Below are 15,243 nucleotides of genomic sequence, written 5' to 3'. Positions count from 1 at the left end.
GAATTCCATTCGACGTGTTCTATAATGCGCCCTGAGTTTTCACACCACAGGCAAAACGATCATGACGCAGGATGAACTGAAAAAAGCAGTAGGATGGGCCGCTCTCCAGTACGTACAGCCAGGGACCATTGTCGGTGTTGGTACGGGGTCAACGGCGGCGCACTTTATCGATGCACTGGGCACGATGAAGGGGCAGATCGAGGGCGCGGTTTCCAGCTCCGATGCGTCCACGGAAAAGCTGAAAAGCCTCGGCATTACCGTTTTCGATCTCAACGAAGTGGATCGTCTGGGCATTTACGTTGATGGCGCGGATGAAATCAACGGCCATATGCAGATGATCAAAGGCGGCGGCGCGGCGCTGACCCGTGAAAAGATCATCGCCTCCGTGGCGGACAAGTTCATCTGCATCGCGGATGCCTCCAAGCAGGTCGACATTCTGGGTAATTTCCCGCTGCCGGTTGAAGTGATCCCGATGGCGCGCAGTGCGGTTGCCCGTCAGCTGGTGAAGCTGGGCGGCCGTCCGGAATACCGTCAGGGCGTGGTCACCGACAACGGTAACGTCATCCTCGATGTTCACGGTCTGGAGATTCTCGACGCGATTGCGCTGGAAAACGCCATCAACGGCATTCCAGGCGTCGTCACCGTAGGATTATTTGCCAACCGCGGCGCGGATGTGGCGCTGATCGGTACGGCTGACGGTGTGAAAACCATCGTAAAATGATCTGACGGGGGGAGTGCTCCCCCCGCTAAAAAATTTTTGAAAAGCTAAATTTGGTGACTTGTGTCACGCTTTTCCGCCTCTTTTGCCGATCCTGCCACGTTTGTAAATTTCCTCAGCATTTTACTCTGTCATTTTGCCCTGTATGACTTTTCTTCAGAGTGCCGACGCAAACGTTCATATTGCTGCAATAGTTTTTTTTGATATGTTGGCTACAGCGGATTTCAATCCAGCACAACATCAGTTCAGATAAAAACAGGGTCGGGGAAATGGCAAAGGTATCACTGGAGAAAGACAAGATTAAATTCCTGCTGGTCGAGGGCGTGCATCAGAAAGCGCTTGATAGCCTTCGTGCGGCGGGTTACACCAACATCGAATTTCACAAAGGCGCGCTGGACACGGAAGAGCTGAAAGCCGCCATCCGTGATGCCCACTTCATTGGCCTGCGATCCCGTACCCACCTGACTGAAGACGTGATTGCCGCGGCAGAAAAGCTGGTTGCTATTGGCTGTTTCTGCATCGGCACCAACCAGGTCGACCTGAACGCTGCCGCAAAACGCGGTATCCCGGTCTTTAACGCCCCGTTCTCTAACACCCGTTCCGTGGCGGAGCTGGTGATTGGCGAGCTGCTGCTGCTGCTGCGCGGTATCCCGGAAGCTAACGCCAAAGCGCACCGCGGCGTGTGGAACAAACTGGCCGCGGGCTCATACGAAGCCCGTGGTAAAAAACTGGGTATCATCGGCTACGGCCACATCGGTACCCAACTGGGGATCCTGGCGGAATCGCTGGGGATGCACGTCTACTTCTACGATATCGAAAGCAAGCTGCCGCTGGGTAACGCGACGCAGGTACAGCATCTTTCTGACCTGCTGAACATGAGCGACGTGGTCAGCCTGCACGTGCCGGAAAACGCCTCCACCAAAAATATGATGGGCGCGGAAGAGCTGGCGCTGATGAAGCCGGGATCTCTGCTGATCAACGCCGCGCGTGGTACGGTGGTCGATATCCCTGCGCTGTGCGATGCGCTGAAGCGTAAGCATCTGGCGGGGGCGGCCATCGACGTGTTCCCGACGGAACCGGCCACCAACAGCGATCCGTTTAACTCTCCGCTGTGCGAATTCGACAACGTGATCCTGACGCCGCACATCGGCGGTTCTACTCAGGAAGCGCAGGAGAATATCGGTCTGGAAGTGGCGGGTAAGCTGAGCAAATATTCCGACAACGGTTCAACGCTTTCTGCGGTGAACTTCCCGGAAGTGTCTCTGCCGCTGCACGGCGGTCGTCGTCTGCTGCACATCCACGAAAACCGTCCTGGCGTGCTGACCGCCATCAACCAGATTTTTGCCGAGCAGAGCGTTAACATTGCCGCCCAGTATCTGCAAACCAACTCGCAGATGGGTTATGTGGTTATCGATATTGAAGCCGATGAAGATGTTGCTGAGAAAGCGCTGCAGAGCATGAAGGCCATTCCGGGGACGATTCGCGCGCGCCTGCTGTACTGATGGTGCGGTCTGTGGTGTCGGGTGGCGGCTACGCCTTACCCGACCTACGTTGAGCTTTTGTAGGCCGGGTAAGCGTAAGCGCCACCCGGCTTTATGCTACCAAAGCCACGTTTTACCTGGCGTTACCACCGCCGGCAGCGGCACATCCCATTTCTCCACCGGCAACGCCTCCACGCACTGACAATCATGCGCGTAGCCTACCGGCTGCAGCCTGTACTGCTGCCAGTTTTGCAGCGTTCGGTCATAGAACCCCCCGCCCATGCCTAAGCGCTGTCCCTGCTCATCAAACGCCACCAGCGGCGTAATCAGCACGTCCAGCTCGGACAGCGGGAGTACGTCGCGCACGTCGAGTTTCGGCTCGGTGATTTTCAGACGATTCACCACCAGCTCGCTGTGCGGATGGTAGTGCAGAAACAGCAGATTGCCCCGGCTGAACGGATGCAGTACCGGCAGGTAAACTTTTTTCCCGGCGCGCCAGAGCTGGTCGATAAGCGGCTGGGTGTCCAGTTCGCCGTCAAACGAGAGAAAGAGCGCGACGGTATTTGCCATCACCACGGGCGGATAGGCCATCATGCGGGCGGCGGCCTGCTGCGCAAAGTGTGCCTGTTGTTCGACGCTTAAGGCGCGACGACGCTGGCGAATGAGCTGACGGATGTCCTGGCGTGAAGCAGAAACTTCAGGGAATTGAGTCATGGTAGTCGGTAGAAGAAGAGAGAGGGAATCTCCGAGATGCCGCCGCAGGCTGTAACCCTTGAACCCTTGGTTCAAGGTGAATGTGTCGTCATAGTTTTAAGGCTTCTCGGACGAACCGAGCATGCTCACCAACCATGGAGCGCCACATTCTTGTGGTATGAAATATCGGCTCAGGGGACTGGCCCGCTTGCAAACATCTCAGAGAAATTTTGTCTTCACAGTTACTCTACCATAGTCAACTGCGAAGTGTTATTCAAACTTTGGTCCCGGTCTTTCGGGATTGCGACCTTGATCAAGCAACGCCTGTTCAATGGTCTGCTGGAGCATTTTAATGCGCTGCTCCATGCTAGCCGCGTAATCGCGGGTCTTCGCTTTTTCCTGAGTCAGTTCATAGCTGATGTTCAACGCGGCGATGAAAACCAGCTGCTCAGTATTTGTGACTCTAGTGCGTTCTTTTAGATCTTGCAACCGCTGATTCAAATCGTCCGCAGCCTGATTCAAAGCATCCCTTTGTTCAGGCGGACAATTCACTCGCAGTGAACGGCCAAAAATCTGGAGATCGACGGGTTGTGCAGACATGCCACCTTCCTGCTGATTGACTGCGCTGCCTTCGCTTACTGCCCCGGGGGCTGCGAAGGGGCGACACTATAGCTACCCTGATGTGAAGATACAAGCCCTTTTCTGGTATCACCAGGGTCCAAAGTGGTAGCATATCATGAATATCCTCCCTTTGATGACGAATGCGTATGTCTATACAGAACGAAATGCCTGGTTACAAGGATTTAAACCAGTTACTGAACCAGCAGGGAGTCGGTCTTACCCCTGCCGAAATGCACGGTCTGATCAGCGGCATACTGTGCGGCGGAAACAGCGACAGCTCATGGCAGCCGCTGATCCACGACCTCACCAACGAAGGGCTGGCGTTTGGCCATGAACTGGCGGAAGCGCTGCGAAAAATGCACGCGGCAACCAGCGATTCGCTGGAAGACGATGGCTTCCTTTTTCAGCTTTATCTGCCTGAAGGCGACGATGTCAGCGTCTTCGATCGCGCCGATGCGCTCGCGGGGTGGGTAAACCACTATCTGCTTGGCCTGGGCGTCACCCAGCCTAAGCTTGATAAAGTCACTGGCGAAGCGGGTGAAGCGATTGACGATCTGCGCAACATCGCCCAGCTTGGCTACGATGAAGAGGAAGATCAGGAAGAGCTGGAAATGTCCCTCGAAGAGATCATCGAGTACGTGCGCGTGGCGGCGCTGCTGTGCCACGACAACTTTACGCGCTCGCAGCCGACCGCGCCGGAAGTTCGCAAGCCAACCTTACATTAAGAAAAATAACGCACAGGAGGGTGTCATGGTTATCTCGCAACAAGAGTATTTGCGCCGTCGTCAGGCGCTGCTGGCAAACATGCAGCCGGGAAGCGCGGCGCTGATTTTTGCCGCGCCGGAAGTGACGCGCAGCGCCGACAGCGAATACCCCTATCGCCAGAGCAGCGATTTCTGGTACTTCACCGGCTTCAACGAGCCGGAAGCGGTGCTGGTGCTGATTAAGAGCAATGACACCCACAACCACAGCGTGATTTTCAACCGCGTACGAGACTTAACCGCTGAGATTTGGTTTGGCCGCCGCTTAGGGCAAGAGGCCGCCCCGGAAAAGCTGGGCGTTGACCGCGCGCTGGCGTTTAGCGAAATCAACCAGCAGCTCTATCAGCTGCTTAATGGCCTCGACGTGCTCTACCACGCGCAGGGCGAATACGCCTACGCCGATGAGATTGTTTTCAACGCGCTGGAAAAACTGCGTAAAGGCTCGCGGCAGAACCTGTCCGCGCCCGCCACCCTCACGGACTGGCGTCCGGTGGTGCACGAGATGCGTCTGTTCAAATCTGAAGAAGAGCTGAACGTGCTGCGCCGTGCGGGCGAAATCAGCGCCCTGGCGCACACCCGCGCGATGGAGAAATGTCGTCCCGGAATGTTTGAATACCAGCTGGAAGGCGAAATTCACCACGAATTTAACCGCCACGGCGCGCGTTATCCCTCCTACAACACCATCGTTGGCGGCGGGGAAAACGGCTGCATTCTGCACTACACCGAAAACGAAAGCGCGCTGCGCGACGGCGATCTGGTGCTGATTGACGCTGGTTGCGAATATCAGGGCTACGCGGGCGACATCACGCGTACCTTCCCGGTGAACGGCAAGTTTTCGCCAGCGCAGCGGGCGATTTATGACATCGTTCTCGAATCACTCGAGACGGCGCTGACGCTGTATCGCCCGGGCACCTCCATTCAGGAAGTGACCGGTGAGGTGGTGCGTATCATGATTACCGGGCTGGTTAAGCTTGGGATCCTCAAAGGGGATGTCGACACCCTGATTACCGAGAATGCTCACCGCCCGTACTTTATGCACGGCCTGAGCCACTGGCTGGGGCTGGACGTGCACGACGTGGGCGCGTACGGCCCTGAACGTTCGCGCGTGCTTGAACCGGGCATGGTGCTGACCGTCGAGCCGGGCCTGTACATCGCGCCGGATGCCGACGTGCCAGAGGAATACCGCGGAATTGGCATTCGTATTGAAGACGACATCGTCATCACCGAAACCGGCAACGAAAACCTGACCGCGAGCGTGGTGAAAAAAGCGGACGATATCGAGGCGCTGATGGCAGCGGCGCGCGTATGAGCGTGATTATCGTTGGCGGCGGCATGACTGGCGCCACGCTGGCGTTAGCCATCTCGCATTTGACGAAGGGGCAGCTTCCGGTGCATCTGGTTGAAGCCGTCGCGCCGCAGGCGAAGAATCACCCTGGGTTTGATTCCCGCGCCATTGCTCTGGCGCAGGGCACCTGCCAGCAGCTATCCCGCATTGGCATCTGGCAGGCCATCGCCGACTGCGCTACCGCCATTAATACCGTGCACGTGAGCGATCGCGGTCATGCCGGGTTTGTGACGCTGGATGCCCATGATTACCGTATTGACGCGCTGGGTCAGGTCGTTGAACTGCACGATATTGGCCTGCGCCTGTTCCGCCTGTTGCAGGACGCGCCGGGCGTCACGCTGCACTGCCCGGCACGCGTTGCCAGCTTCACCCGCAGTGAAGACGCGGTCAGCGTAACGCTGGACAATGGCACCGTGCTTGACGGACAGCTTCTGGTGGCGGCTGACGGGTCGCGCTCGGCGCTCGGCACCCAGTGCGGCGTAGAGTGGCGGCAGCAGCCTTACGGGCAGGTCGCGGTCATCGCGAACGTCTCGACCGCAGCAGAACACAACGGCCGGGCGTTTGAGCGCTTCACCCAGCACGGCCCGCTGGCGATGCTGCCGATGACGGGCGGGCGCTGCTCGCTGGTCTGGTGCCACCCGCAGGAAAAGGCCGAAGAGGTTAAATCCTGGTCCGACGAACGTTTTTGTACCGAGCTGCAGAAAGCCTTTGGCTGGCGGCTGGGGCGTATTACCCATGCCGGGAAACGTGCGGTCTATCCGCTGTCGTTAACCACGGCATCACAGTCTGTTTCTCACCGCGTGGCGCTGGTCGGCAACGCGGCGCAAACCCTCCACCCCATCGCCGGACAGGGCTTTAACCTTGGCCTGCGGGATGTGATGAGCCTGGCCGAAACGCTTTCGCAGGCGTGGAGCGAACAAAAAGACTGTGGCGCATACCCGGTGCTAAGCCATTACCAGACGCGACGTCAGGCCGATAAAGAGGCGACAATTGGCGTCACCGATGGTTTAGTCCATCTCTTTGCCAATCGCTGGGCGCCGCTGGTTGTTGGCCGCAACCTCGGGCTGATGGCGATGGAACTGTTCATTCCGGCACGTGACGTGCTGGCGCAGCGGACCCTGGGTTGGGTCGCGCGTTAAGGAGTTATCACTGTGCAAAATGTTGATGTTGCCATCGTTGGCGGCGGAATGGTTGGGCTGGCGCTGGCCTGTGGATTACAGGGCAGCGGCCTGCGCGTGGCCGTGCTGGAGCAAAAGCAGCCCCAGCCTGTCGCATCAGATGCTCCGCCGGAACTCCGCGTGTCGGCGATTAACGCGGCCAGCGAAAAGCTTTTGACGCGTCTCGGCGTCTGGTCAGATATCGTCGCCCAGCGCGCCAGCTGCTATCACGGCATGGAAGTGTGGGACAAAGACAGCTTTGGCCATATTGCCTTTGATGATGAAAGCATGGGCTATAGCCATCTGGGGCATATCGTTGAAAACGCGGTGATCCACCACGCGCTGTGGCAGAAAGCAGAGCAGTGCAGCGACGTGACGCTGGTTGCGCCTGCGCAGATCCAGCAGGTGGCATGGGGCGAAAACGAGGCGTTTATCACCCTGCAAAGCGGCGACATGCTGACCGCGCGTCTGGTGGTCGGTGCCGACGGCGCTAACTCCTGGCTGCGCAACAAGGCTGATATCCCGCTAACGTACTGGGATTACCGCCATCATGCGATGGTGGCAACGATCCGCACCGAAGAGCCGCACGGCGGCGTTGCGCGGCAGATTTTCCACAACGACGGCATACTGGCGTTCCTGCCGCTTGCCGATCCGCACCTGTGCTCGATAGTCTGGTCCCTGGTGCCGGAGAAAGCGCAGCAGATGCAGGATGCGACGCCGGAGGCCTTTAACCAGGCGCTGTGCGTGGCGTTTGATAACCGCCTTGGCCTGTGCACGCTTGAAAGCGAGCGTCAGGTATTCCCGTTAACCGGCCGCTACGCGCGTCAGTTTGCGGCGCACCGCCTGGCACTGGTGGGGGATGCGGCCCATACCATTCATCCGCTGGCCGGGCAGGGTGTTAACCTCGGCTTTATGGACGCGGCGGAACTGGTGGAAGAACTGCGTCGCCTGCACCGTGAAGGTAAAGATATCGGCCAGCATCTGTATCTGCGTCGCTACGAGCGCAGCCGCAAGCACAGTGCGGCGATGATGCTGGCAGGAATGCAGGGCTTCCGCGAGCTGTTTGCCGGGGCAAATCCGGCGAAAAAACTGCTGCGCGATATCGGCCTCAAGCTGGCCGACACCCTTCCCGGCGTCAAACCTCAACTTCTTCGTCAGGCAATGGGTCTTAACGATCTTCCCGACTGGTTACGCTAACCTCGATCCCCGTCACACTTTATTTTCCCGGCCTCTGCGTCGGGGAAATCCCCTCGTTTGAAATATTCTAATTCCACGCCATTTTTCGCATTAGTTATTCTCATGTCGTGATTTATACGTGACGGAAATTCGGCCCGTTTTTCCGCATGAAATATCACCATGTGCTAAATCCTGTTAGATCATTGTTAATTTTGTGCGGGGTTAATCGCATTTTTCCAGTGAATAACTCTGTAGGCTTTTCAGCGTTTTTTGGTCATAAGCTAATGTGATGACCCGTTTTACCTTATGGTTAACCGCCGGTTTCGGTGGTAAGTTCAGGTAAAAGAGAACGTTTGCGTCGGCATTCGGGAACGAGGCCGATACCGAGTTTCACGGTGAATTTTTCAACGAGGACAAGATGGCTCAACAAACTCCTTTGTACGAACAGCACGTGTTATGCGGCGCCCGCATGGTGGACTTCCATGGCTGGATGATGCCGCTGCACTACGGCTCGCAGATAGATGAGCACCACGCGGTGCGCACCGATGCCGGTATGTTCGACGTGTCCCACATGACGATTGTCGATCTGCGCGGTAGCCGCACCCGGGAGTTTTTGCGTTATCTGCTGGCAAACGACGTCGCCAAACTGAAGACGCCGGGTAAAGCGCTCTATACCGGCATGCTAAATGCCTCGGGCGGCGTGATTGACGACCTTATCGTCTACTACTTCACCGAAGATTTCTTCCGCCTCGTTGTAAACTCCGCCACCCGCGAAAAAGACCTCTCCTGGATCACCCAACACGCCGAACCCTACGCCGTCGACATCACCGTCCGTGACGATCTGTCGCTGATCGCCGTGCAGGGACCAAACGCGCAGGCAAAAGCCGCCTCTCTCTTTAACGACGAGCAGCGCACCGCCACCGAAGGCATGAAGCCGTTCTTCGGCGTGCAGGCGGGGGATCTGTTTATCGCCACCACCGGCTACACCGGTGAAGCGGGCTACGAAATTGCGATGCCGAACGAGAAGGCCGCCGATTTCTGGCGTGCGCTGGTAGAGGCGGGCGTGAAGCCTGCGGGTCTGGGCGCGCGCGATACGCTGCGTCTGGAAGCGGGCATGAACCTCTACGGTCAGGAAATGGATGAAGGCGTCTCTCCGCTGGTGGCCAACATGGGCTGGACCATCGCGTGGGAACCGGCTGACCGTGACTTTATTGGCCGTGAAGCGCTGGAGATGCAGCGCGAGAAGGGCACCGAACAGCTGGTGGGACTGGTGATGAAGGAAAAAGGCGTGCTGCGCGGCGAGCTGCCGGTGCGCTTTACCGATGCTGACGGCAATCATCGCGAAGGCGTGATCACCAGCGGTACCTTCTCCCCGACGCTGGGCTACAGTATTGCACTGGCACGCGTGCCAGCGGGCATTGGCGAAACGGCGGTGGTGCAAATCCGCAACCGCGAAATGCCGGTCCACGTGACCAAACCGATTTTTGTTCGCGCCGGTAAGCCGGTCGCCTAATCATTTTTATCAGGAGAACTTCAATGAGCAATGTGCCAGCAGAACTGAAATACAGCAAAGAACACGAGTGGCTGCGCAAAGAGGCGGACGGCACTTACACCGTCGGGATCACCGAGCACGCGCAGGAGCTGCTGGGCGACATGGTGTTTGTCGACCTGCCTGACGTGGGCACGACCGTTAGCGCGGGCGACGACTGCGCCGTGGCGGAGTCCGTAAAAGCGGCGTCTGACATCTACGCACCGGTAAGCGGTGAGATTGTTGCGGTCAACGACGCGCTGAGCGACTCGCCAGAGCTGGTCAACAGCGAGCCGTATGAAGGCGGCTGGATCTTCAAGATCAAAGCCAGCGACGAATCGCAAGTTGCCGCGCTGCTGGATGCAACCGCGTACGAAGCACTACTGGAAGACGAATAACGTTGTGCCGGATGGCGCTGCGCTTATCCGGCTTACAGGGCCCGGTAAGCGGTAGCGCCACCGGGCAACAGCGTTACAGATAACTACGATTCACTGCACGTATCAGGAACCATCGCTCATGACACAGACTTTAAGCCAGCTTGAAAACCGTGGCGCCTTCATTGAACGTCACATTGGGCCGGATGCTCAGCAACAGCAGGAGATGCTGAAGACGGTTGGCGCGGATTCATTAGACGCACTGATCGGCCAGATTGTGCCAAAAGACATCCAGCTTGCCACGCCGCCTCAGGTAGGGGAAGCCACCACGGAGTTCGCCGCGCTGGCGGAGCTGAAGGCTATTGCAGGCCTCAACAAGCGCTATAAGTCTTACATTGGCATGGGCTACACCAACGTGCAGTTACCGCCGGTTATCCTGCGCAACATGCTGGAAAACCCGGGCTGGTACACCGCTTACACCCCTTATCAGCCAGAAGTCTCCCAGGGGCGTCTGGAAGCGCTGCTGAACTTCCAGCAGGTGACGCTGGATCTGACCGGTATGGATATCGCTTCCGCCTCTCTGCTGGATGAAGCGACCGCCGCTGCCGAAGCGATGGCGATGGCAAAACGCGTGAGCAAGCTGAAAAATGCTAACCGCTTCTTCGTGGCGGCGGACGTGCATCCGCAGACGCTGGACGTGGTGCGCACCCGTGCAGAAACCTTCGGCTTTGAGGTGATCGTCGACGACGCCGACAAAGTGCTGGATCACCAGGACGTCTTCGGCGTGCTGCTGCAGCAGGTGGGTACCACCGGCGAAGTTCACGACTACGGCGCGCTGATTGCCGAGCTGAAATCCCGCAAAGTGGTTGTCAGCGTTGCCGCCGATTTTATGGCGCTGGTGCTGCTGACGGCGCCGGGCAAACAGGGCGCGGATATTGTATTCGGCTCCGCGCAGCGCTTCGGCGTGCCGATGGGCTACGGCGGCCCGCACGCGGCGTTCTTCGGCGCGAAAGATGAATTCAAACGCTCCATGCCAGGCCGTATCATTGGCGTGTCAAAAGATGCTGCCGGTAATACCGCGTTGCGCATGGCGATGCAGACCCGCGAGCAGCATATCCGCCGCGAGAAAGCGAACTCCAACATCTGTACTTCCCAGGTACTGCTGGCAAACATCGCCAGCCTGTATGCGGTATTCCACGGTCCGGCTGGCCTGAAGCGCATTGCCAGCCGCATTCACCGCCTGGCCGATATTCTGGCCTGCGGCCTGCAGCAGAAGGGCCTCAAGCTGCGCCACGCGCACTACTTCGACACCCTGTGCGTGGAAGTGGCAGACAAAGCCGCCGTGCTGGCGCGCGCGAATGCAGCAGAAATCAACCTGCGCAGCGACATCCACAACGCGGTCGGCATTACGCTGGATGAAAGCACCACTCGCGACGATATCCTGAGCCTGTTCAGCGTGTTGCTGGGCGACGCACACGGTCTGGACGTTGATACGCTCGACAAAGAGGTCGCGCTCGACAGCCGCTCCATTCAGGAAAGCATGCTGCGCAATGACGCGATCCTGACTCACCCGGTGTTCAATCGCTATCACAGCGAAACCGAGATGATGCGCTATATGCACTCTCTGGAGCGCAAGGATCTGGCGCTGAACCAGGCGATGATCCCGCTGGGCTCCTGCACCATGAAGCTGAACGCCGCGGCAGAGATGATCCCGATTACCTGGCCTGAATTCTCCGAACTGCACCCGTTCTGCCCGCCAGAACAGGCGGAAGGCTATCACATGATGATCAACCAGCTTTCAGACTGGCTGGTGAAGCTGACCGGTTACGACGCGCTCTGCATGCAGCCGAACTCCGGCGCGCAGGGTGAATACGCGGGCTTGCTGGCGATCCGTCACTATCACGAAAGCCGTAACGAAGGTCACCGCGATATCTGCCTGATCCCAAGCTCCGCCCACGGCACCAACCCGGCCTCAGCCCAGATGGCGGGCATGGAAGTGGTGGTGGTCGCGTGCGATAAGAACGGCAACATCGATTTGGCCGACCTGCGTGCGAAAGCCGAGCAGGCGGGCGACAAGCTCTCCTGCATCATGGTGACCTACCCGTCCACCCACGGCGTGTACGAAGAGACCATCCGTGAAGTGTGCGAAGTGGTGCACCAGTTTGGCGGTCAGGTATACCTCGACGGCGCGAACATGAACGCTCAGGTGGGCATTACCTCTCCGGGCTTTATCGGCGCGGACGTGTCGCACCTGAACCTGCATAAAACCTTCTGCATTCCGCACGGCGGTGGCGGCCCGGGCATGGGACCAATCGGCGTGAAAGCGCACCTGGCGCCGTTTGTGCCGGGGCACAGCGTGGTGCAGATTGAAGGCATGCTGACCCGTCAGGGCGCGGTCTCTGCGGCCCCGTTCGGCAGCGCATCAATTCTGCCAATCAGCTGGATGTACATCCGCATGATGGGCGCGGAAGGGCTGAAGCAGGCGAGCCAGGTGGCTATTCTGAACGCCAACTACATTGCGACTCGCCTGAAGTCTGCCTTCCCGGTGCTCTATACCGGCCGCGACGGTCGCGTGGCGCACGAGTGCATTCTGGATATTCGTCCGCTGAAAGAGCAGACCGGCATCAGCGAGCTGGATATCGCCAAGCGTCTGATCGACTACGGCTTCCACGCGCCAACCATGTCGTTCCCGGTTGCGGGGACGCTGATGGTGGAGCCGACCGAGTCTGAAAGCAAAGCCGAGCTGGACCGCTTTATCGACGCGATGCTGGCCATCCGAATGGAGATCGACCGCGTGCAGGACGGCGAATGGACGCTGGAAGATAACCCGCTGGTCAACGCCCCGCATACCCAGCACGAGATGGTGGCAGAGTGGAACCACGGTTACTCCCGCGAACTGGCCGTCTTCCCGGCAGGCGTGGCAAACAAATACTGGCCGACCGTGAAGCGTCTTGATGACGTTTACGGCGACCGTAATCTGTTCTGCTCCTGCGTGCCGATGAGCGAATACCAGTAATTATTTGCCATACTGTAGGCCGGGTAAGCGTAAGCGCCACCCGGCTTTTTTTTATCTGGAGGTTGTGAATGGCAATTGCACTGGTCACCGGCGCGAGCCGGGGCATTGGGAAAGCCACCGCGCTGCAGCTGGCACGTGAAGGCTACACCGTGGCGGTGAACTATCACCACAACATTAAAGCCGCGACGGACGTTATCAATCAGATCGTTGAGGCCGGCGGTAAAGCGTTTGCCGTGCGTGCGGACATCAGCGATGAAGCTCAGGTGCTGGCGATGTTTGACAGCATCGATCGTGAAGGTGAGCCGCTTCGCGCGCTGGTCAATAATGCAGGCATTCTGTTTGAGCAATCCACCATTGAGAATCTGTCCGCAGAGCGCATTAACCGCGTGCTGGCGACCAACGTCACGGGCTACTTTCTCTGCTGTCGTGAAGCGGTGAAACGCATGTCCACCAAGCATTGCGGCAAGGGCGGGGCGATTGTGAATGTCTCTTCCGCTGCGTCTCGTCTGGGCGCGCCGGGTGAATATGTCGATTACGCTGCTTCTAAAGGCGCGGTAGATTCGCTGACAACCGGGCTATCGCTGGAGGTGGCGGCGCAGGGCATTCGCGTGAACTGCGTGCGGCCTGGGCTGATTTATACCGATATCCATGCTTCCGGCGGAGAGCCGGGGCGAGTGGATCGCGTGAAATCGTTACTGCCGATGCAGCGCGGCGGCCAGCCGGAAGAGGTGGCGCAGGCGATTGTCTGGCTGCTGAGCGAGAAGGCGTCTTACGTGACGGGCAGTTTTATCGAGCTGGCTGGCGGGAAGTAAACCCCTCATCCTAACCCTCTCCCCAAAGGGGAGAGGGAACTGCGCCCGGCGTTAAAGTTTCTCGCCGTTGCTGGCAATCACGCCTTTATACCACTCGAAGCTCTTCTTACGGGAGCGCGACATGTCGCCCGTGCCATCGTCGTGCTTGTTGACGTAGATAAAGCCGTAGCGCTTGCTGTACTGACCGGTGGTGAACGACACGCAGTCGATGCAGCCCCACGGCGTATAGCCCATCAGATCCACGCCATCGTGCGTGACGGCTTTGATCATCTCTTCCACGTGGGCACGCAGGTAGTCGATGCGATAGTCATCGTTGATGCTGCCGTCTTCTTCCACCTTGTCGTAGGCACCGAACCCGTTCTCAACGATAAACAGCGGTTTCTGATAACGCTCGTACAGTTCGCACAGGGAATAGCGCAGGCCCACCGGGTCAATCTGCCAGCCCCAGTCGGACGCCTTCACGTGCGGGTTCGGTACGCTGCCTTCGAAGCCGGAAATGGCGTCACCTGTGCCGCCTTCCGCCTTCACCGCATTGGTCATGTAGTAGCTGAAGCCTAAGTAGTCGCAGGTACCTTCACGCAGGATCTGCTCGTCGCCCGCCTCCATTTTGATGGAAAAGCCGCGGCGCTCCCACTCGTTCAGCACGTAGGACGGGTAGTAACCACGCAGCTGGACGTCGGTAAAGACATAGCGCTCGCGCATGGATTCCTGGGCGAACATCACGTCTTCCGGCTTGCAGGAGAACGGATAGAGCGCCACCATCGCCAGCATGCAGCCGACTTTCATCTCCGGGTTGATGCGGCGCGCGGCTTTCACCGCCAGGGCGCTGGCCACAAACTGGTGGTGCAGCACCTGGTACATGGTCTCTTCCGGGTTGTCATGTTCGGTGTAGACCACGCCCGAGCAGCAGTAGCCGAACAGCGGGGCGCGCCAGTTGCGCTGGTTGTTGATTTCGTTGAAGGTCATCCAGTATTTGACCTTGTGCTTGTAGCGCTCAAACACCACTTCCGCGAAGCGCACAAAGAAATCGACCACTTTGCGGTTGGTCCAGCTACCATACTCCTGCACCAGGTGCAGCGGCATTTCGAAGTGGGAGAGGGTGATCACCGGTTCGATGTTGTACTTCAGCAGCTCATCGAACATGTCGTCGTAAAACTTCAGCCCTTCTTCGTTTGGCTGCGTTTCGTCACCTTTCGGGAAGATGCGCGTCCAGGCGATAGAGGTACGGAAACACTTGAAGCCCATCTCGGCAAATAGCTTGATGTCTTCTTTATAGTGGCCGTGGAAGTCGATGGCTTCGTGGTTGGGGTAGTATTTACCCGGCACCACCTCCTGCGTGATTTCGCGCGGCACGCCGTGTGCACCGCCGGTCAGCACGTCGCAAATGCTTGGCCCTTTGCCGCCTTTGTTCCAGCCGCCTTCAACCTGATGAGCGGCAACCGCGCCGCCCCATAAAAAATCTTTCGGTAAGGTTATTTTTTTCATCGCTGCTATTCTCAATAAATGGCTTATTGGCATTGAGTCTAGCAAAGCGAAATTGAATGTCACGATATAACAATTT

At 58.2% G+C, this 15,243-nt stretch carries 13 protein-coding genes and 1 other RNA gene; 10 read left to right on the top strand and 4 right to left on the bottom strand.

Going from position 1 to position 15,243, the window contains the following annotated elements; all coding sequences use genetic code 11:
* Positions 1–61: 61 nt before the first annotated feature.
* Positions 62–721 (top strand): ribose-5-phosphate isomerase RpiA, encoded by a 660-nt coding sequence (gene rpiA / locus AC2FAJ_RS17915; protein WP_003860091.1) that lies wholly within the window; start codon positions 62–64, stop codon positions 719–721.
* 266 nt (positions 722–987) lie between these two features.
* Positions 988–2,220 (top strand): phosphoglycerate dehydrogenase, encoded by a 1,233-nt coding sequence (gene serA, locus AC2FAJ_RS17910; protein ID WP_041908347.1) that lies wholly within the window; start codon positions 988–990, stop codon positions 2,218–2,220.
* Positions 2,221–2,316: 96 nt separating this feature from the next.
* On the opposite strand, the gene AC2FAJ_RS17905 is transcribed toward serA, so the two are convergent.
* The 3 genes from AC2FAJ_RS17905 to zapA form a co-directional block, all read right to left on the bottom strand.
* Entirely contained in the window at positions 2,317–2,913 is a 597-nt protein-coding gene (locus AC2FAJ_RS17905; protein WP_041908348.1) for a 5-formyltetrahydrofolate cyclo-ligase, read from the bottom strand.
* Between the two features lie 24 nt (positions 2,914–2,937).
* A non-coding RNA gene (ssrS, locus tag AC2FAJ_RS17900) (6S RNA) lies at positions 2,938–3,121 on the bottom strand.
* A gap of 41 nt (positions 3,122–3,162) precedes the next feature.
* Entirely contained in the window at positions 3,163–3,492 is a 330-nt protein-coding gene (zapA, locus tag AC2FAJ_RS17895; RefSeq protein ID WP_006811891.1) for a cell division protein ZapA, read from the bottom strand.
* Between the two features lie 167 nt (positions 3,493–3,659).
* Here zapA and AC2FAJ_RS17890 point away from each other — a divergent pair, with 167 nt between their 5' ends.
* The 8 genes from AC2FAJ_RS17890 to AC2FAJ_RS17855 all read left to right on the top strand — a co-directional run bounded on the left by AC2FAJ_RS17890 (position 3,660) and on the right by AC2FAJ_RS17855 (position 13,682).
* Positions 3,660–4,238: a YecA/YgfB family protein gene (locus AC2FAJ_RS17890; RefSeq protein WP_028014333.1), complete on the top strand. Its 579-nt coding sequence runs from the start codon at positions 3,660–3,662 to the stop codon at positions 4,236–4,238.
* A gap of 31 nt (positions 4,239–4,269) precedes the next feature.
* Entirely contained in the window at positions 4,270–5,583 is a 1,314-nt protein-coding gene (gene pepP, locus AC2FAJ_RS17885; RefSeq protein ID WP_028014332.1) for a Xaa-Pro aminopeptidase, read from the top strand.
* A complete protein-coding gene (ubiH, locus tag AC2FAJ_RS17880; RefSeq protein ID WP_041908350.1) occupies positions 5,580–6,758 on the top strand; it encodes a 2-octaprenyl-6-methoxyphenyl hydroxylase in 1,179 nt (392 codons plus the stop codon). Before pepP ends, ubiH begins: the two co-directional genes overlap by 4 nt.
* A gap of 12 nt (positions 6,759–6,770) precedes the next feature.
* On the top strand, positions 6,771–7,973 hold the full coding sequence (ubiI, locus tag AC2FAJ_RS17875; RefSeq protein ID WP_485454371.1) for an FAD-dependent 2-octaprenylphenol hydroxylase: 1,203 nt from the start codon (positions 6,771–6,773) through the stop codon (positions 7,971–7,973).
* Positions 7,974–8,370: 397 nt separating this feature from the next.
* Complete coding sequence (gcvT, locus tag AC2FAJ_RS17870; protein ID WP_485454370.1) at positions 8,371–9,465, top strand: glycine cleavage system aminomethyltransferase GcvT; 1,095 nt, start codon at positions 8,371–8,373, stop codon at positions 9,463–9,465.
* A gap of 23 nt (positions 9,466–9,488) precedes the next feature.
* Positions 9,489–9,878: a glycine cleavage system protein GcvH gene (gene gcvH, locus AC2FAJ_RS17865; protein ID WP_008499718.1), complete on the top strand. Its 390-nt coding sequence runs from the start codon at positions 9,489–9,491 to the stop codon at positions 9,876–9,878.
* 118 nt (positions 9,879–9,996) lie between these two features.
* On the top strand, positions 9,997–12,870 hold the full coding sequence (gcvP, locus tag AC2FAJ_RS17860) for an aminomethyl-transferring glycine dehydrogenase (RefSeq protein ID WP_028014328.1): 2,874 nt from the start codon (positions 9,997–9,999) through the stop codon (positions 12,868–12,870).
* Between the two features lie 68 nt (positions 12,871–12,938).
* Positions 12,939–13,682: an SDR family oxidoreductase gene (locus AC2FAJ_RS17855; protein WP_309257504.1), complete on the top strand. Its 744-nt coding sequence runs from the start codon at positions 12,939–12,941 to the stop codon at positions 13,680–13,682.
* A gap of 51 nt (positions 13,683–13,733) precedes the next feature.
* Here AC2FAJ_RS17855 and bglA read toward each other — a convergent pair whose 3' ends face one another.
* Positions 13,734–15,167 carry a 6-phospho-beta-glucosidase BglA gene (bglA, locus tag AC2FAJ_RS17850; protein ID WP_028014326.1) on the bottom strand — a complete coding sequence of 478 codons (1,434 nt, stop codon included), beginning with the start codon at positions 15,165–15,167 and terminating at the stop codon, positions 13,734–13,736.
* Between the last annotated feature and the right edge of the window lie 76 nt (positions 15,168–15,243).

The sequence above is a fragment of the Enterobacter cloacae complex sp. 385G4 genome (assembly GCF_057320665.1).
The sequence above is the reverse complement of the archived record's forward strand: the minus strand, read 5'-3'. Positions and strand labels throughout refer to the sequence as shown.